Consider the following 20,535-nt stretch of genomic DNA (forward strand, 5'->3'; position numbering starts at 1 on the left):
TATTTATAATTCTCTAACTGCCGCCTTAAACTGGTTACCTCGGTCTTCATAATTTTTGAAAAGATCAAAACTTGCACATGCTGGAGAAAGTAAAACTGTATCTCCACGTTTTGCCAAGTGAAAGGCAATCTGCGCAGCCTCATCAGCAGAAAAGGTGTTTACAATGATATCTACATCATCCTCAAAGGCATCGTGAATACGTTTGTTATCCTTACCCAAGCATACTATTGCCTTTACCTTACTTTGAACTAGATCCTTAAGCATATCGTAGTCATTGCCCTTATCAACACCGCCCATAATAAGCACAATGTCTGTATTTACGCTTTCCAGGGCATACCAGGTAGAGTTTACATTGGTAGCCTTACTATCATTGATAAAATCAATGCCCGAGATTTTGGCTACATGCTCTAACCTATGCTCAATATTCTTGAAATTCCCCATGCTCTCGCGTATGGTCTCATTCTTCAACTCTAAACGCTTGGCGACAATGCCAGAGGCCATAGAGTTATAAATGTTGTGCTTGCCTTGTAGGGCCAAATCTGTAAGAATAGACATGGTTAGTTCGTTATTTAATTCGGTGTGAATGTGTATTTGGTTTTCTTCCAGGTAGGCGCCCTGATCAACTTTTTTAAGAATTGAAAATGGATAGGTTTTGGCCAGGGGCTTAACTTTTTCCAATGCCTTTAATGTTTCCTCATCATCTGCACAGTAGATAAAAATATCATCTGCGGTCTGATTTTTTATAATGCGCATTTTTGATGCGGCGTAATTTTCAAGCTTGTGATCGTAACGATCCAAATGATCTGGCGTAATATTCAATAATACCGCGATGTCCGCCTTGAAATCAAACATATCATCAAGCATGAAGCTCGAGATCTCAAGCACATAATAATCATAGTTCTCACTGGCCACCTGTGCAGCAAAGCTTTGCCCGATGTTACCCGCAAGACCAACATTCAATCCTGCGTTTCTCAGGATATGATAGGTTAATAGACTCGTCGTTGATTTACCATTTGATCCGGTAATGCAGATCATTTTGGCATCGGTATAGCGTTTGGCAAACTCGATCTCCGAGATCACTGGAATTCCCTTAGCTGTCAGTTTTTTAATAATTGGGGCGGTTGAAGGAATACCTGGACTTTTAATTACTTCGATTGCGTTAAGAATAAGATCCTCCGTATGTCTTTCCGACTCGAATGAAATATTTAACTTCTCTAGTGCTGCCTTATATTTGTCGGTGATAATGCCAAAATCAGAAACGAAAACATCGAAGCCCTTCAATTGAGCCAGTTTAGCTGCACCAACGCCGCTCTCGCCGGCGCCCAAAATAACCACACGGCCCTGCCCTGCCATTGCTGACTGAGGATTGCCCCTTGTGATATCTTGTTTAGTGCTCATTATATTTCTGATTTGTTTTTTATCTTAATTTCAATGTTACAATGGTGACGATGGCCAGCATGATTCCGATAACCCAAAAGCGGGTGACAATCTTAGCCTCATGGTAACCTTTCTTTTGGTAATGGTGATGCAATGGGGACATTAGGAAAATTCTTCTGCCCTCGCCAAAACGTTTCTTGGTATATTTAAAATAAGAGACCTGCATAATGACCGATACCAGCTCTACCAGAAATACGCCACACAAAACCGGTATTAAAAGCTCCTTACGGATCATTAGCGCAAACGATGCGATAATTCCACCGATGGCCAAACTTCCAGTATCGCCCATAAATATTTGCGCTGGATAGGAGTTGTACCACAGAAAACCCACGCAAGAACCCACAAATGCGCCTGCAAAAATCATCAGCTCTGCAGAATTTGGGATGTACATAATATTGAGGTAATCGGCCATTACCGTATTACCGGAAACGTAGGCCAAAATCCCCAGCGTAATTCCAATTATCGCAGAAGTTCCCGTGGCAAGTCCATCAATTCCATCCGTAATATTGGCCCCATTGGATACGGCAGTGATGATAAATACCGTAAAGGCTAAAAATATAATAAATGCATAAGCCTGATAATCGCCTCCTAAAAACTTCAATACCTTTGCATAATCGAACTCATTGTTCTTATAAAAAGGCATATTGGTCTTAGTAGATTTCACATCCTGGGTATAGTAAAAGGTTTCCCCTTTTTGTCTCAATACCATCGGTACATCAGATGTATTTTTTACATCATCCTGAACCGTTTCCCTCACTACAATATTGGGGTGAAAGTACATGGTACATCCCACAATTAAGCCCAAGCCAACCTGACCAACTACCTTAAAACGACCAGCTAAACCCTCTTTATTCTTTTTGAATACCTTGATATAGTCATCCAGGAAACCCACGGCCCCCATCCAAATGGTGGTGATGATCATCAGGATCACATAGATATTGGAGATATTGGCAAACAATAAGGTTGGCACCAGAATTCCAAGTAAGATGATAATACCACCCATTGTTGGAGTACCCTGTTTTTGCATTTGCCCCTCTAGACCTAGGTTTCTTACGGTTTCGCCTACTTGTTTTTTATGCAGATAATCAATTAATCTACGACCATAAACTGTGGTAATAATCAGCGAAAGAATAATAGAAATAGAGGCACGGAAAGTAATATACTGGAACAACCTTAATCCAGGGATATCGTAATGCTTATGTAGGTATTCGAATAATAAGTATAACATTAGCTGTTCGTGTTTAGTTGTTCAAGTAAAATCTCCTTATCATCGAAATGATTCCGCACACCATTAATCTCTTGGTATTTCTCGTGTCCTTTGCCGGCCACCAAAATAATATCTCCGCTTTGCGCTAAATGGCAAGCTGTTTTTATCGCCTCTCTTCTATCCAAAATGGATAATGTTTTACGTTTATTTGTTGGTGATACACCAGCTTCCATATCATTGATGATCGTTTGCGGATCTTCAGTTCTTGGGTTATCCGAAGTCAGGATGACCTTATCGCTCCAATCGCAGGCCACTTGTGCCATTACCGGGCGTTTAGTTTTATCTCTATCGCCGCCACATCCAATCACGGTAATTACCTGTTCTGTTCCCTTGCGGATATTTGCAATAGTGCTTAACACATTCTGAACGGCATCGGGCGTATGCGCATAATCAACAATGGCAATAATCTTGTCTAGAGAAGTGATGTAATCGAAACGACCTTCTGCCCCAGTTAAGCGGCTTAACAAGGTCAATACCTTTAATTTATCTTGCTCTAAAAGAATCGCTGTTCCGTAAACGGCCAAGAGATTATAAGCATTAAATGTGCCTACCAATTTGAAGAATACATCCTCATTATCAATATCAAGATTTAATCCACTGAACTGGTTTTCGATTATCTTAGCCTTGAAATCTGACAATTGTTTTAATGCGTATGTTTTTTTATGAGCCTTGGTATTCTGCAACATTACCGCACCGTTTTTATCATCGATGTTGGTTAATGCAAAAGCGGTTTTTGGCAACATATCAAAAAATGCTTTCTTTGCTTTCAGGTAGCTATCAAAGGTTTTATGAAAATCTAGGTGATCGTGAGTAAGGTTAGAGAAAACGCCACCCGAAAAAGTTAAACCCTCAATACGGTGCTGCGAAACTGCATGAGAACTTACCTCCATAAAACAATAATCACAGCCAGCATTTACCATATCCCTTAATAATTGATTTAAGGCAATTGGATTTGGAGTGGTATGCGTTGCGGTGATAACCGTATCGTTGATGTAATTTTCTACTGTTGAGATTAGTCCAGTTTTATAGCCCAACTCTTTGAATAACTTGAAAAGGATGGTTGCAATAGTGGTTTTACCGTTTGTTCCAGTAATGCCAATCAGCTTTAAATCTGCCGATGGATTGCCAAAATAATTCCCAGCCATGATACCCAATGCCACCGAGGTATTTTCTACCTTAATGTAGGTTACGGTAAAATCATTAACTTCCGGTAAGCTCTCACAAACGATTACTCCAGCACCCTGAGCGATGGTTTGCTCAATAAATTGGTGCCCATCGGCGAGCGTTCCAACAACGGCAAAGAAAACATCATTCTGACTAACCTTACGCGAATCGAAATTAAGCGCATTGATTTCCCTATCGGTCTTTCCAACCAATTCTTTAATCGTGATGCCATAAAGTAGATCCTGTAATTGCATTTTAGTATTAAGTAGTGAGTATCAAGTATCAAGACTTTTCCTCTATTCTTATTTTATCATCGGACTTCTGACTTCAGACTCCGGACTTTCTTTAATTCAATTCTATTTGTACACCTAATCCCTTACCCACCTTTGTTCCTGCAGCAATGGATTGAGCGGTAACCTTTCCTGAGCCGTAAACCTTGGTTTTCAAGCCCGCATTTCCCAAAAGATAAAGTGCATCTTTCAACCCCATTCCAGAGACATTTGGCATTACGCCCTTACGTTCTGTATTTTCCTGAAAAACCTCACCAGCGCTGGTATCCACAATATTATAGTATTCAGATTTTGAGGCAAACAACGGTTTAAAACCAAATGCCTTATAAACTTTTTGAGTAGCCTTGCTTTGTCCTGCTTTTGTTGGTGGATTACCCGTGCTTCCAACCAAACGCGTTGGCACATCATTGTACATTTGTATATCGCTTGCATAAATGCGGTCGGCTATTTCCCGAAAGACAGGACCAGAAACCAGTGCACCGTAATAAGATCCTTTAGGGTCATTGATTACAACGATCATAGAGTATTTTGGCTTATTAGCTGGAAAATAACCTACAAAAGATGCTTGATACTGTTTATTTGCCTTGTATCCCTTATTGGCATCAGCCACTTGTGCAGTACCCGTTTTACCTGCAATCGGATACAATGGATTGTAAACAATTTGCTTTCCACTACCCTCTAGTACCACGCCTTCAAGCATCTTTTTGATCTTACTCAAGGTTTCATCAGAGCAGATCTTATCATTAATTACCCTGGCTTTGAACTGCTCAATCGGATTACCTAATCTTCTAATTTCCTTAACGAAAATTGGCGCCACCATTTTACCATTGTTGGCCACCGCATTATATAGCGACAACATTTTAAGTGGTGTCAATTGCATTTCGTAACCATAAGCCATTTGCGGTAAGGTCATTTTACCCCAACTCTTGTTTGTTTTTGCATTCTTTACTGCTGGCATGGCTTCCCCGGGAATTTGTAGGCCCATTTTCTCATTTAAGTGCCAATCATATAAGTGATCGGTAAATTTCTTGGGATCGGCACCATACTTACTATTGATTAAATAAGCAATAGCTGCATTTGATGACTGCTCGAAAGCTTTTTTAACCGTTACCACACCAATACTTCCATGTGAATCCTTAATCATGTGACCAGGAATTTTATAGTTCCCCGTCGCCACCATTGTATTGGTATCAACCAATTTATCCTCCAATAGCGCCATGTAGGAAGCTAACTTGAAAGTAGAACCTGGATCTTGATTACCTGCAATGGCATAATTAAACTTCTCCTTATAAACACCCTCCTCCACTTTAGAGAAATTGGCCACAGCCCTGATTTCACCTGTAGCAACCTCCATCACAATAACGGCTCCGTGGTCGGCCTTACTTAAGATGAGTTGTTTTTCTAGTGCACTTTGCGCCAGATCCTGCATATTCACATCAATGGTGGAGATGATATCAGCTCCATCTTTAGGCGCCACTTCTGCTTCCTCATTCACTGGAATATAAACCCCACCAGCAATGCGTTGCATTAATCTTTTTCCTGTTTCTCCGTTGATGTATTCCTTGTATGCACCCTCTAAACCTACTCCATTTGCTACGTTCTCATTTTTATAGCCAATGGTACGGGCAGCCAATGCCTGAAAAGGAAGAATTCTCTTGTTCTGTTGTACCGCAATTAAACCTCCACTAAACTTACCAATATTGTAAAGTGGAAAGGTTCTAATGGTTTTAAGATCGGAATAACCAACCTTACGGTGAATCAATAAATAACGGGCACTATCCTGACGACCCTTACGCAGGTATCGAGCATAATCCTTTGCTGTTTTATCCTGAAAAAGTTGGGCAAGCTTTAATCCTAATGAATCAACCTTTTGGTTAAAAACCTTATCATCAGCAATACCGCCAGCATACATATCCATGCGCAATTCATATTCGGGAACCGAGGTGGCTAGTAAACTACCATCGTTGGAATAAATGTTTCCACGGGTTGCCTCCACATTTACATAACGTGTAGAAAGGCTATCTGCCATCGCTTTCCATTTTTTGCCCTGCACAAACTGCACCTGACCAAGGCGAAAAAATACCGCCAGAGCAAAAAGCACAATTAAGCCAAATGCCAGATATACACGAAGCAGGATGTTTGCCCTAATATTCATCGCTCTTAACAATTATTTTTTTTGGTGGTTCTATTAATTCCTTTATACCAAGGGTATCTACCTTTTTGGCTACCTCTGTCAATTTACTCTTGAACATCAGGTCGGCCTTTAAGGATTTATACTCCCATCGTAATTCCTTTACATCCTTATTTAATTTATCAATGCGGCGAACATTGTTGACCGCAAAGTGACTATTGGCAATATAGATCATACCCAAAAAGGCCAAAAAACACAGATAAGGCAATGCATCTGTTGCGGCCTCCTTAGAGACTAATCCATCATTAAAAAGCTTGCTGATAAATGAATTGCTATCCATCTTTTCCTCAGCAGTCTTCGGTTTTTTCGGTGCGGCCTTTAATTCTGGTTCAGGTCCGATTTCCTCTTCTTCTATATCCTCTCTAAACCTGTTCATATCTTTTCTGCAATTCTTAGCTTCGCACTGCGGGCCCTATTATTTTGCGCAATTTCCTCATCAGTTGCCATGATCGCCTTACGCGTAATCACATTAAATGGCTTTTGCTGATTTCCGAAGAAATCCTTTTCTACCTCACCCTGAAACTTGCCCTTGGCCATAAAATTCTTCACCGGACGATCCTCTAATGAATGATAGGACATCACTACTAAATGACCACCTGGCCTTAAAACCTCTGCTGCCTGTTGCAAAAAATCCTCAAGCACCTGTATCTCAGCATTCACTTCAATACGCAAGGCCTGAAAAACTTGGGCCAAATATTTATTCTCTTTTCCTTTCGGGATATATGCTGCAATAGCGATTTTTAAGCTATCGATATCGGTGAACGGCTTTTCTAACCTTGCCGTAGCAATGGCACGGGCCAATGACTTTGCATTTTTTACCTCACCATAGATCCCGAAGATCTTGTGTAATTTATCTTCTGAATAGGAATTTAAGACCTGCGCCGCAGTGAGGTCGCGGTGCTGATCCATGCGCATATCCAGATCTGCATTATGGCGGATGGAAAAACCACGCTCAGCTACATCAAATTGATGAGAGGAAACGCCGAGATCGGCCAAAATGCCATCAACCTGCCTAAAACCCTTTAAACGAAGATTATTTCTCAAGAATCCGAAATTCTGATCGATAAATACCAAACGATTATCATCAGGAATATTTGCTAGGGCATCAGGATCTTGATCAAAAGCAATTAAGGTTCCCTTCAGACCAAGATGTTTTAAGATCTCTCTTGAGTGACCGCCACCGCCAAAGGTTACATCAACATAAACACCATCAGGTTTGATATTCAAACCATCAATGCAAGGCTTCAGCATTACAGGAATATGATAGTTATTCGCCATCAGTCCCTCCCTTTTTATTACCCATTACCTTTTGGGCAAGGTTTGCGAAGTTGGCGGGAACATCATCAAAAATATCCTCGTAGGATTTCTTGTCCCAAACCTCAATACGATCTAATTGGCAAGCCAAAACCAGATCACTACCAATCCCAGCATATTCAACTAATGATTTCGGCAACAGTACTCGACCAGCAGCATCGAGCGAAAGCTCAGTTGCACCACGCGTAAAGGCCCTTACAAAGGCACGGTTTTCTTGATCGTAAATATTAAGCTTTGCCAGATCGGCAACAACGGCATCCCAAACAGATTTAGGATAAATGACTAGATTTTTCTCAAAACCACGATTGATAATCAGGCCCTCGCTCTCTGCAGTAGGCAATTGTTTCTTAAGCGCAGCAGGCACCATAAGGCGTCCCTTTGCGTCAAGTTTACAATCGAATTCTCCTAAAAGTTGGGTCATAGTGGTATTTACACTTTTTATCTAGTGTAAAAGTAAATAGTTCTACCACTTTTTACCACTTTTTACCACAAAAAAGTTTTCCACATCCTTTTTGTTACGTTTGGCAACAAAAAAGAGACTAAAATTAGCATTCGTATTATGCTAAAAACAAGCTTAAACGCTGATAATCAACTCATTCCATCACTTATTTTCGGGATATGAAACAATATTCAATACTTAAAAAGTGGTGGGAGAAATAATCACTATGATGCTGAAATTTCGGTCTAAAGCTACAAAAAATCCATCAATCGTCCGGAGTTATCTCTGTTTTGCCCTAGGAAGTTTTATTTTTTGGACTCAGTGAAGCAAGGGGTCAATTGCTGTTGAAGCTTTCAACCAGATGCCTATCAGTTCGTCGTAAAACAAAAAACCCCGCCAACAGTGTCGGCAAGGTTTGATGAGAGACTGAATAAATGATGCACGATGTTTAGTTACCTATTCCATAAAATTTTTGTACCGCTTGGTAATCTTTGAGGTTGGGCTTATTTGCTCCAGCAACGGACACTGCTGTACCGCCTGGAATAATAACATACCGATATTGTAACAGCGTAGATAAAGCTACAGAATTGGTATTGTCAGCGGTAAAGCGGGTGAAATTAAATCGACCAACAGTGGGAATATAACTGATCGTATTAAGCTTTCCACCAGCATAGGAGCTATATGGCAAGGGGAATATCCCGCCGCCAAAATTAAAGTAAACCTGTATCGTTCCTGAATTTAATATAGCGGTGGTTAATGCTGGCGCAGTAAGGCTTGCCACCTTAAGTGAGGTATTATCAATAAGAGTATCCCTGAAGCTTTTTGCATAATTCCAGCCAGAATACATCACGTTGGCCGTTCCCTTAAGTGATAATGCCACGCCCCATCCTGTATCGGTTTTCGGTCCGTAGAAATTATAGGTTGTTTTATCGAGGTAATAATCTCCAATAACGCCAAGATCGGCAGTCGGCGTAATGGTTCCACTCAGAATCTTACTTCCCGCAGCGCCATTGCTGCCATTGGCTCCATTGGTTCCAGTTGCCCCAGTCGCTCCAGTTGCACCAGTTTGTCCGACTGCCCCTTTCATGGAGAATGGTGTTCCCCATCCGTCAGCTTTTTTTGGACCATAAAAATTACTGGAGGCGATGTCTAGGTAGAAATCACCCATTAAGCCAATGGTTGTAGCTGGAGATCCGGTTCCACTCAATACTGTACTACCAGCTGGACCCGCAAGTCCTGGATCACCTTTTGGGCCTTGCTCTGCAATTTCCTTTTTACAGCCCAGAAATGTACAAAATGATATGATCAGTAATAGGGATAATAGTTTAAAAATTTGGTAGTTTTTCATATTGGATTATTTTAAGGTTTAAGTTTAAAGTTGAATGCCAATCCGTCAAGGGGCAGTTGTTCTCAAAGACTTATCCTGCCCGTTAACTTTCCTTGAGATACCTAGAGATGCATTCTGGCAATCAATTCGTGCTATAAAACTAAAATTCAAACCCATTAAATTAATTGATAATGAGCGAATTAACCTTTACAATGAGTGAGCGACCCGTTCAAATTAGTTAATTAATTTTTATAAACCGCATGAATGAAAGATCAATAAGCTGGTGGATTGTTCAAATGTGCTTTTGATTCAATGGAATAAAATATGCTATCCTATTTTACAGCATAGCGAAGATAGCTCTTGGAGTTGAGCGCTATCAACATTAAAATGAAATTGGTTTACAAATTATTAAAAAACGTCGTTACAGTTTTGATTTACAGAAACTTAAGGTTATTTTAGTTAAAAAATCATCATGAAAAGGAATTCATTTTTTAAGGCCATTGGGCTTCTTGTCACAATGCCTTTCATTTCCCTAAAAGGATTTTCAGCGGAGATTATACAGCTGATAGCCAAGATGGGGTTTCTGGTCCGGGCTGGTCGGGATAGATTTGAAAAGCCAATAACCTTATTTGAGGGCGATACCTTTTATACCAAGGTATCAACAAAGGATACCAATGGAGATCTTTATGTATTCGAATCTACGAGGATAAAAAATGGAGGGCCATCCTTGCACTTTCATTATGACCAAGATGAGATCTGGTATATTCTGGAGGGAGAATTTTTGATCAAGGTTGGAGACATCACTTACGAGGCGAAAGCGGGAGATACGGTATTTGGACCAAGAAAAATCCCCCATTCCTTTGCAAAAAGAGGAGACGGACAAGCAAGGGTGATGATAACCTTTCAACCCGCGGGCAAAATGGAGGAGTTTTTTATCAAGGTTTCGCAAGGTAAACTAAAAGAGCTCAGTCCTGAGCAGCAGCAAGCAGTGAGAAAGGAACATGGGTTTGAAGCGGTTGGGGCTGGCGTGGGTTATATGAAAAAATTATGATCAGATAAAAAGACGTCTGGTGAGGTACCCTCACCAGACGTTGGCATCTTTAGCCATTAATGGCCTTTACCCCTGGCAATTCCTTACCTTCCATATACTCCAGTAATGCACCACCACCGGTTGATACATAACTTACCTTATCTTCCATACCGAATTTAGCGATTGCCGCAGCAGAATCGCCGCCACCAATCAATGAAAATGCACCGTTATCTTTGGTTGCTGCAACAACAGCTTCTGCAACAGCCTTGGTTCCAGCCTCGAAGTTTTCCATTTCGAAAACACCCATCGGGCCATTCCAAAGTAAGGTCCTAGATTTTTTAATTACCTCTTGGAACAATGCAATTGATTTTGGGCCAATATCAAGTCCCATCCAATCTGTTGGAATCTGGCCAGAATCCACATCTTTTTTATCTGCATCATTTGAAAATTTATCTGCTATTACCGTATCGACAGGAAGAATAAGGTTTACACCCTTAGCTTTGGCCTTTTCGATCAACTCTAAAGATAATGCCTGTTTATCTGCCTCTAAAAGTGATGTACCGATCTCACCACCTTGCGCCTTGGCAAAAGTGTATGCCATCCCACCACCAATGATCAGGTTATCTACCTTGTCCAACAGCTTTTCGATCAAAAGGATCTTATCCGACACCTTAGCTCCACCCATAATTGCCGTGAAAGGCCGTTCTGCATGGTTTAATATCTTTTCTGCATTTTCTACCTCAGATGCCATTAAGTAACCAAAATATTTTGCATCAGGAAAGAATTGAGCAATGATTGAAGTTGATGCGTGGGCACGGTGAGCTGTACCAAAGGCGTCATTCACATAAACCTCACCCAATTTCGAGAGTTTTTCCGCAAAGGCTACATCACCCTTTTCCTCTTCCTTATAAAAACGAAGATTCTCGAGCAACAATACCTCACCTGGTTTTAAATCTGCCGCTTGTTTAGTAGCACTTTCACCAATACAGTCATCAGCGAACTTTACCTCAACGCCAACAAGCGAGGAAAGATCTGGAAGAATGTGCTTCAATGAATATTTATCGGTTGGTCCGTCTTTTGGGCGGCCCAGGTGCGACATCAAGATCACCGAACCACCGTCCTTTAGTATCTTGGAAATGGTTGGCAATGCTGCACGAATTCTCTTATCATCGGTAATCTTGAATTCATCGTCTAGGGGAACATTAAAGTCTACCCTGATTAATGCTTTTTTATCTTTAAAGTCAAACTGGTCAATTGTATTCATGTTTTTATTTTGATTTTAAGTTTAATTTCATTTCGTAATGGAAGCCAATTCCCGGAATATCAAATTCTGGGGAATCGGTCGTGAAGCCGATCTTTTTGTAAAAGCCAGCGGCTGATGATCTTGCATTGCACCATAAATAATTGGTATTGTATTCCCTAAGGTAATCTATGGCAAAGGCAATAAGCGATGCACCATAACCCTTTCCACCAAGATCGGGATGGGTTGCCATACCGCGAAGTTGATAACCTTCGCCCTCATCGGGAAAGAAATCATTGCGCATAAAGGTTGCTATGGACCTGATCCCGCCATCTTCAACAAAACCTAAGTGGAAAGTATCGTATGCCCGATCCCCCTCAAAAACACAATCGCTAAGTGGCTTTCCGTTTCGCAACATCAGGCTTCTTAAGGGCAGTACTTCTTCTGGCAGAATAAATTTAACCATAACATTTTGATAGGATCAATAAGCAGCTGCCAACGATCAAGATGACCTCTAGCGGGCTTCGCAAACGTTTGCAAAGTTAATAAAGCATTTGAGATCACCTTAAAATTGGTCGTCACAATTTTGAACATTTTAATCGATTTCAACAAAGTGCATGTGATGATACTGAGATATGATTATGATAGGGCAAGATGCCAAGATGGAAAATGCCTGATCATTACCAAGCAAGGTATAACAGGAAAGCTTAGCAGCAATAAAGACTGGGAATTGTCTGGAGTCGATTTGAGGAACCCTAAGTCTCCCCATTTGCTTAGGATCATAGAAGAAAAATGAGCTGCAAACCTTATCGGGGGTAATTGATAAGGCTGGTTACCAAAAACTGAGGACCGATAAAATGGGTTCCATTCATCATGGAGAGTTCCATTCATCTATCCCTCATTCCTAAAATTAAATGGGCTTGGTCAAAAAGAAATCTCCTATTTCTTGAGCGCACTGATTTTTTTTACTACATCAATTAAACGACTACTGTAACCAAATTCGTTATCGTACCAACCCACCACCTTAATCAAATCACCAACAATAGATGTTAATAGGGAATCGAAAATGCAGGAATGCGGGTTATTGATAATATCGACAGATACAATTGGATCTTCCGTGTACTCTAGCAAACCAACCATTTCATTTTCAGAGGCCAGCTTAAAGGCTGCATTGATCTCCTCGATTGTCGTCTTGTTTTTTAAAAGACAGGTAAAATCGGTAAGAGATCCATTTAAGACCGGTACCCTGATCCCTGCCCCTCCCAAACGGCCCTCGAGTGCTGGGAAGATATGGGTAATCGCTTTCGCAGCTCCTGTTGTAGTTGGGATAATCGATGAAGAGGCTGCCCGAGCCCGGCGAAGATCCTTGTGATTGGCATCGTGTAGGTTTTGATCGCCGGTCATGGAGTGGATGGTGGTAATGTAGCCTTCCTCTACCCCCCAGTTATCGTTCAGGATCTTAATTATTGGGGCAATATTATTTGTGGTACAGCTTGCGTTAGAAAGCACGGGACTATTCAAGTCGATTTGACCATCGTTTACTCCAAGCACCACCATCGGGATATCATCAGCAGCTGGCGCAGATATTATTACCTGTTTTGCGCCAGCTACAATGTGTTGTTCAGCTGCTTCCCTGGTGAGGTTTTTGCCTGTACAATCAATCACCAAATCTACCCTTAAGGCAGACCAAGGCAATTCCTCGGCATTTTGTATGGTAAAAACAGGGATGGAAGATGCGCCAACTACAAGCGCATCAGGCTTAGCACTCACCTTACCCGCAAAAACGCCATGGACGGAATCGTACTTAAACAGATGGGCCATTGTCTGGGCATCGGCCAAATCGTTTATTGCAACTACCTCAAAGCCCTCTGCCAAAGCCAAGCGCAGAAAAGTCCTTCCTATCCTACCAAAACCATTAATTGCTAAACGCATCCTTATTAAAATTGAAGTGCAAAATTAGTATTTATTAATTGATATAGGAACTAGAATAAATACTGGTGTTAGCTTTATAATGTACGACTTAAAACTAATCGTAATCGGTATTTACACAGATAGGTTTTTCGCAAGGAAACAAAGATTGATACAAAATTGGAGAATCCCGGGAGAGTAAGTAAGGGAAAGAAAATACATTTAGGAGGTGAAATCGGAATCGCTACTTCGTCAATCGATCTTTCTTGCAAAGACCTAGGGTGATTAGACTGTTGAATAGCATGCAGATTAAAATGATTAAGATGATCAAGAAAAAGTTGCCCAATTTCTGGAAAGCAATGGTTCCGGCGATGATCGCCAAATTGGACCCAGCTGTTGCGATAACGATCCAGTTTGGTTTAAGTCCGAGGCGCTGTAAGCGATGATGAATGTGATTCCTATCCCCTTTAAAAGGTGAACTCCTTTTTAATATCCTCACCGTAAAAACCCTTAAGGAATCAAATATAGGCACAATTAAAATCCCCACAGTAATGGCTGGTGCAGAGAAGAATGCCGGGTGACCCCCTGCATTGTATTTATTCAATTCGATGAATTTTATGGCCAATGCTGCAGAGACCAGCCCTATAATTAAGGCTCCAGTATCACCCATAAAAATCTTTGCAGGAAACCAGTTGTATTTCAAAAAGCCAGCAATAGCGCCCGATAGGGCGAAAGCGATGGATGAATAGCAGACCTCCCCCATCATTGCAAATAATAGACCAAATACCATGCTGGTAAGTATGCCTATACCCCCAGCCAAGCCATCAATCCCATCAATCAGATTAAAAGCGTTATTAAGAAAAATGATTAAGACTAGTGAGAAAAGACCCCCCCATAAAGAAGGCATATCCCAAACACCAAATACGCCATATAAGCTAGATAAACGAAAACCACCAAAAAAAACCAAGATAAAGGCCACGGTAATCTGAAGTAAAAACTTCGTGCTTGTGTTTATGCCATATACATCATCTTTCAAGCCTAAAGCGGCAAGTATGATACATGAGGCAATTAAAAAGTTGGCTTCCTTGTAATTAATGACTGCAGAAAACAAAAGAATGGTAACAGTAAAGCTTCCCACAATGGCAAGCCCCCCGAGTCTAGAAATGTTCCGCTTGTGGTTCTTTCGATAAAGGTCATTCTTATCAAAGAGCCCATATTTTAGAGCTGTATAAATCAGGCTTGGAACACTCAATATAACTATGGAAAACGCCAAGGTAAAGATGGCGAGATAGAAGAACTCTGGATTTGTATTAAGGATATCTTGAAGCAAAACGGGAACGGCTTTGGGCAAATATAGTAATGTTGACTTGAATAAGTACGCGGGTTTGAAAGTTTAAGGTGATATAAATCAATACTTTCAATGTTCATGGCTAGCAATGGTGAATTCAATCCATGGTAAATGAGGTTCAGTTAGACGTTTAATTTGAATCATTATCTCAGCGGATAAATTGGCGCTTTGATGGATTCTTAGGTCCACTAATTAATAGAGTTTAGCCCAAAAGTGGCCGCTAATTACAAGACAGATGAAAATCATGCGAAGTCCGTCATAGATGGTCCGGTTAGCTCCTCCTTAATTAAGCTGGCTTTGTGACAATTACTGAGATCGGGTTGCATAACCAAAAATAATGATTGGTATGCCAAAATCGTAACATTGTTAAAAACCTGGTTGGGCCAAAATGTACCACAGGTTTGAACAATAGGTTATGGCTTTCCCAAATTACAAACCCCAATAAGATTATCGTAAAAACTGGCTGAGCTTGCCTAATTTTTTTCTGATCAGAGCGAATAATGGCAAAGGAATACCATTGCGCCTCAAAGCCACAAAATCGCCGCAAACTGCATTTAATACTCCTTTCAACGACCCATTGCTTACTCCCCCAAGCCTCATGTTGACCATCAGCTTAGCAATATACACAGCCTTGAGCTTATACTTATACAGAAACCTTAAAATCAGATCATAGTCGGCTGTTGTGCCCAAATCCAGCGCGTAAGTTCCATATTTGGCAAACAGTTTTCTTTTCAGGTATAGTGTAGGGTGTGCTGGCATCCATCCTTTTTCCAAATCTACAAACCTTGCCTGTTTTGATTTCCATTTTCGGATAATCCTGCCAGAGTAAGGGTGAACGTAGTTTAGGTCGCCATACACGCCATCAATTGTTGGATCCATTATGAATTTTTCGGCAATAGCCTGTAGGATGTCCTTGCCTGCAAAAACATCATCTCCATTCAAAATACCAATAACCTCTCCCGTTGCTTCTTTTATGCCCTTATTGATTGCATCATACAGTCCCCGATCCTTTTCTGAAATGAAATAATCGATTTTCTCGCTATATAGATCGATAATCGCCAGCGTCCTATCAGTGGAACCACCGTCAATTACGATATATTCAACATTTGGGTAAGTCTGCTCAAAAACGGATTGAATGCATGCTTCTAAAAACAATTCTCCATTAAAAACGACGGTAATAACTGATATCTTCATTACTAAATCCAGAACAGCAAAGGTATAAAGATAAATTATAAACGCTGGTCGTCGTATTTTTCAGTTCTTAATCAAGCAAACTGATCGAGCTTCAATATTACAACCTTACAAAATCATCGACCCTAATGTTATGCACATCAACCAATAGCGTAGCTAAATCTAATCTATTGGGACTACAGAGTTTTGTCATCCAAAAAAATTGATCTCTCTACTCTCAATCCATAATGCAGGAAAAATATCTCCGCAGATAGAACTAGGTGATAACCAGCATAATTCATTTGGCGATGAACACCTCGGTAATTTCTGAATAAAACACTGTCGATAAACATATAAAGAAAAAAATATTTTGCCTTATAGAGGCCTAGAAGCGACCAAGCACTGTCGCTAAAACATTTCCTTTTTCACAAAAAATGCCCCCAAAATCCCAGCAAGGGCCCCTAATACCCAAACATAATGATCGAGATCACAGTTAAAGATATTAAAGCTGACCTCCTGTCCCTGATTTTGCGCAACTAATCCCAGACCAAGGATAGTTAAAGCCGATGTGGTACATGATCTTCCGGTAGTTGTTACTCCTGTTGCGAAGCTTGGGCAAGAACCAACTGCAGTTTGAACTGTTGGAGAATTATAGTATAGAATGACAAGCCCCAGAGAAAAAGGGACCAATGTGGCGCCCAGAAGTGCGTTGCCGGTTTGTGGGCCATGTATCGATCCGTCAGAAAGCCTACAGCCTGTATCAGCTTTGGAAAGAGAACTAAGCGCAACGAATACAATTATAAGGAAAAATTTTTTGGCTAGAATCATGTTAATAATTAGATACATAAAATTAGCATTCCAGAAAGCTATATTCGTTGTTCTTTTTATTCATTATGACCATAAAACCCCGAGCCTCAATCTATTTAAGTGTACTCATTTATCCCTCAAAGACTTTCTTCAATATTACATTTCTTTTAAGTTATAAATGATGTATTTTTGCGATTGTATTGTTGCATAACAACTAGCACCGCTAGTACGTTGTTAATATTAATGACCTTGCATCAAGCTATAAACCTGATAAGAGTATCCCGAAAATATGCAAAGAACAAACTTCTCTTATGCCTTTTTATTATCAATCCTATTTTTTTCCGCATGTTCAGTACGTAGGGAACGTGCATTATTCAATGCCCCAACAGATATTATCACCGACACCCTAAAACAGGTATATGTGGTCAATGATCAGGGAATCGGTGATCTGTACTACAGGATTAAGCCCAATGATCTTTTAGCTGTCAAGAATGTTCAGAACCCTGAATTCGGGGCAGTCGGAGGTTCCTCGAGTACCGGTGGATCCATAGTGGGGAGCACTACCGCAAATTCATCAGCTCAATCCTATATGGTAGATCTGGATGGAAAGGTAAATCTTCCAGCCATTGGCAAGGTAGAAGTCGTAGGGCTGACTAGAAGAGAGGCTGCTATAAAATTGCAGGAGTTATACAAGACAAAACTTCTGAAAGATCCGATCATTGAAGTGAGTGTAGTAAACCTAAAGGTTACCCTACTCGGTGAATTTGCACGTCAAGGAAATTTTCTATTGGAAAAAGACAATACCACACTCATTGATATTATCGGCGAAGCCGGGGGAATCAGTAAGACAGCTGATCCAAAATCCCTGAAGATCATCCGGGGCGACCGGGCCAATCCGGAGATCATCTATGTCAACCTCAATGACATTAATAGTCTCGCCAGTAAAAAACTTATCCTGCAGAACAATGATATTATCTATCTTCAGACAACAAAATCCGCTGCACTGAGTGAAAAAATGCAGTCTTATACCAATCTGGTTCAACCCTTACTGGTTGTGATCAACTTAGCGCTCCTTATTTTAACGATTACCAAATAACTATGGATGCCTTACCTGTAAAAAGTGTTTTAGTAGATCAGCAACTTAACTATTGGAAGGTTGTCAAGATTTTTCTGAGTCGTTGGTATTGGATTCTGGGCTGCGTGATCATCAGTACGCTGGTTGCCTGGCTTTACATCAGGACTATCCCACCAACCTATACTACGAATGCCTCACTAAAATTGGATGATAGCCAATCAGACATGACAGGCAATGGAGTGGCCAACATGAGAAGCTATAACAGGTACTATCAAAGCAATAACATTCAGACAGAGGCTACGGTGATGCGTTCTCAGGATGTTATCAATAAAGCAATCACCCATTTGAACTATAAAATATCCTACTTTTTAAAGGGAAGGGTACTTACTACTGAACTCTATCCAAATGAGCCTTTTAAGATCGAGATCATTGCCCAGGATAGCGTAAATTTTAGTAGGGCTACATATAACGTGGAGCCCATCGACAACACCAATTTTCAGCTTATTTCCTCAGACCAACCAAATCAGAAACAGATTTTCAAATATGGACAGGCTATCTCAGCAGGCAACATGCTTTTCAGTATCAGGAGCAGGATACCTGCTAAGGGCAACTACAGCTTTAAGTTCAATACGAAATCCGATTTCTATGGACGGGCAGCTGGAGGGTTAAATATCTTTGAGGCAGAGAAATACAGTAATATCATGAATGTTACCCACACGGACTTCAACCCCGTTTTCTCAGCAGATATATTGAACGCAATAATAAAGGAATATATCCTCAACGATGCTGAACAGAAAAAACGCTCTTCCAAGCAGACCATAGCATACCTGGACAGTCAGATCGAATTCCTTAACAGGCAGGTAGACCAGTCCGGAAAGAACCTTTCCAACTACAGATCGGGTAGCACAATGGTTGATCCGTTGACTGACAAGCAATTTAACATCGGTAAGCTTAGTACCTTACAAACCCAGCGGACAGAGCTCGAATTTCAAAAATTCTCGATACAGCAGCTAGAGGAACAGGTGAAAGGTAATCAGGAGAAAATCCGTTTGAACCTGGATATTGATGGCGTGGCCAGTCTGGGATTACCAGCCTTGATTACCCAATTAGGTACGTTCATATCTGCCAGAGAAACTAAACTCAATCAATTTAATGCAGACGCTGCACCAATCAAGCAGATCGATGATCAGATTGCGGAGATCAAGCAATTAATATATGGAAATATCAGATCGCTCAAGAATCGCAACCAAAAAACAATAGATCTGATCAATAATGAGATCAATAAGGTTAATGGGTCTTTGGGGCAGCTACCAGAAAAGGAAAATGACTTTGCCAAACTGCAGAGCAACTTCGACATCAATCAAAAGATGTTCTCCCTACTGTTTGAAAAAAAATTGGCAGCCCAGATCAGTTCTGCCGCGGTAACGCCCGGTGCAAACATTATCAATGAGGCCCAGCCTTCGTTTAATCCGGTTTCGCCGGTGGCAAGCCAGATCTATTCCTCCTATATGATTGGCGGACTTTTGGTAGGTCTGGGCATGATCGTTCTGGCCCGACTATTGAATCCTTACATCTATGATGTGGAGACTGTAGAAGGCTTAACCGCTATCCCTATTATTGGTGTAATATTGAAGTTTAAGCGAAAAATCTATAATGAGACCCAGCAGATGTTATCCCTGGAGAAGCCAAAATCAATTTTTGCAGAGTCCGTTAGATCCGTCAGGACCAACCTGAGCTTTTTAGCATCTGATAAGGATAACAAGGTGATTTGCGTGACCTCTGAAATCTCGGGGGAAGGAAAGTCGTTCGTGAGCCTCAACCTCGCTGGCACGCTGAGCATCATTGATAAGAAGGTCATCCTAATTGCTGCAGATCTGCGACGATCGAAGCTACACAAGGCTTTTGGATCCGAAAATCTAAAAGGACTGAGCACCTATCTATCCGCCCAGAGCGACCTGGATGGAATTATCAATCAGGATGAGAATCATCATTTTGATTACATCACTTCGGGTCCTGTTCCACCAAACCCTTCTGAGCTATTGCATAGCTCAAGGATGAAAGCGCTTATTGAAGCGCTAAGGGAAAGATATGAATACGTAATCATTGATACTGCCCCTATCGGACTGGTCTCTGACTCTATTCCAATCATTAAGCAGGCTGATATCAACCTTTTTATCATTCGTTCAGGTGTGTCCAAGTTTAGTGCAGCCTCAGTACCTGAACGCCTGTCGAAGGAATATGCACTGAACAATATCAGCATTATACTCAATTCTTTCTCTAATGAGCTGTTACACTCCAATATACACACCAGCAATTATACACAGAGTGGATCAGGTACCTATTATTATTCTAACTATAGCGGATATGGCAGTAGTGCATACTATGAGCAGGAAGAAGAAAAGTGGTGGCAGTTTTGGAAGAAAAAATAGTCTAGGCATTAGGCTTTCCCATCCAAAGGATGCCTATTCTTATTCTTTTTAAAAACGCAGTTACACTTAAGCTTTTCAAAAGGTAACATGATATATCAA

Annotated in this window: 17 protein-coding genes; 3 read left to right on the forward strand and 14 right to left on the reverse strand. The window is 40.8% G+C overall.

Features of this window, described 5'->3' with window-relative positions; translation table 11 throughout:
- Positions 1-3 precede the first annotated feature (3 nt).
- The 8 genes from murD to EZ449_RS19200 form a co-directional block, all read right to left on the reverse strand.
- On the reverse strand, positions 4-1,398 hold the full coding sequence (gene murD, locus EZ449_RS19165) for a UDP-N-acetylmuramoyl-L-alanine--D-glutamate ligase (RefSeq protein WP_225872374.1): 1,395 nt from the start codon (positions 1,396-1,398) through the stop codon (positions 4-6).
- A gap of 19 nt (positions 1,399-1,417) precedes the next feature.
- On the reverse strand, positions 1,418-2,665 hold the full coding sequence (gene mraY / locus EZ449_RS19170) for a phospho-N-acetylmuramoyl-pentapeptide-transferase (RefSeq protein ID WP_131561942.1): 1,248 nt from the start codon (positions 2,663-2,665) through the stop codon (positions 1,418-1,420).
- On the reverse strand, positions 2,665-4,122 hold the full coding sequence (locus tag EZ449_RS19175; protein ID WP_131561944.1) for a UDP-N-acetylmuramoyl-L-alanyl-D-glutamate--2,6-diaminopimelate ligase: 1,458 nt from the start codon (positions 4,120-4,122) through the stop codon (positions 2,665-2,667). Before EZ449_RS19175 ends, mraY begins: the two co-directional genes overlap by 1 nt.
- Positions 4,123-4,213: 91 nt before the next feature.
- A complete protein-coding gene (locus tag EZ449_RS19180) occupies positions 4,214-6,313 on the reverse strand; it encodes a penicillin-binding protein (RefSeq protein WP_131561946.1) in 2,100 nt (699 codons plus the stop codon).
- Positions 6,303-6,725 carry an FtsL-like putative cell division protein gene (locus tag EZ449_RS19185; protein WP_131561948.1) on the reverse strand — a complete coding sequence of 141 codons (423 nt, stop codon included), beginning with the start codon at positions 6,723-6,725 and terminating at the stop codon, positions 6,303-6,305. Before EZ449_RS19185 ends, EZ449_RS19180 begins: the two co-directional genes overlap by 11 nt.
- On the reverse strand, positions 6,722-7,627 hold the full coding sequence (rsmH, locus tag EZ449_RS19190) for a 16S rRNA (cytosine(1402)-N(4))-methyltransferase RsmH (protein ID WP_131561950.1): 906 nt from the start codon (positions 7,625-7,627) through the stop codon (positions 6,722-6,724). The genes EZ449_RS19185 and rsmH overlap by 4 nt, the downstream gene beginning before the upstream one ends.
- Positions 7,617-8,084 carry a division/cell wall cluster transcriptional repressor MraZ gene (gene mraZ, locus EZ449_RS19195; RefSeq protein ID WP_131561952.1) on the reverse strand — a complete coding sequence of 156 codons (468 nt, stop codon included), beginning with the start codon at positions 8,082-8,084 and terminating at the stop codon, positions 7,617-7,619. The genes rsmH and mraZ overlap by 11 nt, the downstream gene beginning before the upstream one ends.
- A gap of 466 nt (positions 8,085-8,550) precedes the next feature.
- A complete protein-coding gene (locus EZ449_RS19200) occupies positions 8,551-9,450 on the reverse strand; it encodes a hypothetical protein (protein ID WP_131561954.1) in 900 nt (299 codons plus the stop codon).
- A 451-nt stretch (positions 9,451-9,901) separates the two neighbouring features.
- On the opposite strand from EZ449_RS19200, the gene EZ449_RS19205 reads away from it, so the two are divergent.
- Complete coding sequence (locus tag EZ449_RS19205) at positions 9,902-10,480, forward strand: cupin domain-containing protein (RefSeq protein WP_131561956.1); 579 nt, start codon at positions 9,902-9,904, stop codon at positions 10,478-10,480.
- Between the two features lie 49 nt (positions 10,481-10,529).
- Here the strand turns inward: EZ449_RS19205 and EZ449_RS19210 are convergent, their stop codons facing one another.
- The 6 genes from EZ449_RS19210 to EZ449_RS19235 all read right to left on the reverse strand — a co-directional run bounded on the left by EZ449_RS19210 (position 10,530) and on the right by EZ449_RS19235 (position 16,953).
- On the reverse strand, positions 10,530-11,723 hold the full coding sequence (locus tag EZ449_RS19210) for a phosphoglycerate kinase (protein WP_131561958.1): 1,194 nt from the start codon (positions 11,721-11,723) through the stop codon (positions 10,530-10,532).
- Between the two features lie 4 nt (positions 11,724-11,727).
- Positions 11,728-12,165, reverse strand: coding sequence for a GNAT family N-acetyltransferase (locus EZ449_RS19215; protein WP_131561960.1), 438 nt, complete (start codon positions 12,163-12,165; stop codon positions 11,728-11,730).
- A 473-nt stretch (positions 12,166-12,638) separates the two neighbouring features.
- Positions 12,639-13,631: a type I glyceraldehyde-3-phosphate dehydrogenase gene (gene gap, locus EZ449_RS19220; protein WP_131561962.1), complete on the reverse strand. Its 993-nt coding sequence runs from the start codon at positions 13,629-13,631 to the stop codon at positions 12,639-12,641.
- 220 nt (positions 13,632-13,851) lie between these two features.
- Positions 13,852-14,958 (reverse strand): MraY family glycosyltransferase, encoded by a 1,107-nt coding sequence (locus tag EZ449_RS19225; RefSeq protein WP_225872375.1) that lies wholly within the window; start codon positions 14,956-14,958, stop codon positions 13,852-13,854.
- 444 nt (positions 14,959-15,402) lie between these two features.
- Positions 15,403-16,149: a glycosyltransferase family 2 protein gene (locus EZ449_RS19230; protein ID WP_131561964.1), complete on the reverse strand. Its 747-nt coding sequence runs from the start codon at positions 16,147-16,149 to the stop codon at positions 15,403-15,405.
- A gap of 384 nt (positions 16,150-16,533) precedes the next feature.
- On the reverse strand, positions 16,534-16,953 hold the full coding sequence (locus EZ449_RS19235; protein ID WP_131561966.1) for a hypothetical protein: 420 nt from the start codon (positions 16,951-16,953) through the stop codon (positions 16,534-16,536).
- Between the two features lie 268 nt (positions 16,954-17,221).
- Here EZ449_RS19235 and EZ449_RS19240 point away from each other — a divergent pair, with 268 nt between their 5' ends.
- Both EZ449_RS19240 and EZ449_RS19245 read left to right on the forward strand, forming a co-directional pair.
- Complete coding sequence (locus tag EZ449_RS19240) at positions 17,222-18,028, forward strand: polysaccharide biosynthesis/export family protein (RefSeq protein ID WP_131561968.1); 807 nt, start codon at positions 17,222-17,224, stop codon at positions 18,026-18,028.
- Between the two features lie 2 nt (positions 18,029-18,030).
- Positions 18,031-20,436, forward strand: a complete 2,406-nt coding sequence (locus tag EZ449_RS19245) for a GumC family protein (protein WP_131561970.1) — start codon at positions 18,031-18,033, stop codon at positions 20,434-20,436.
- Positions 20,437-20,535 lie beyond the last annotated feature (99 nt).

The sequence above is a fragment of the Pedobacter frigidisoli genome, assembly GCF_004331675.1.
Classification (GTDB): Bacteria; Bacteroidota; Bacteroidia; order Sphingobacteriales; family Sphingobacteriaceae; genus Pedobacter; species Pedobacter frigidisoli.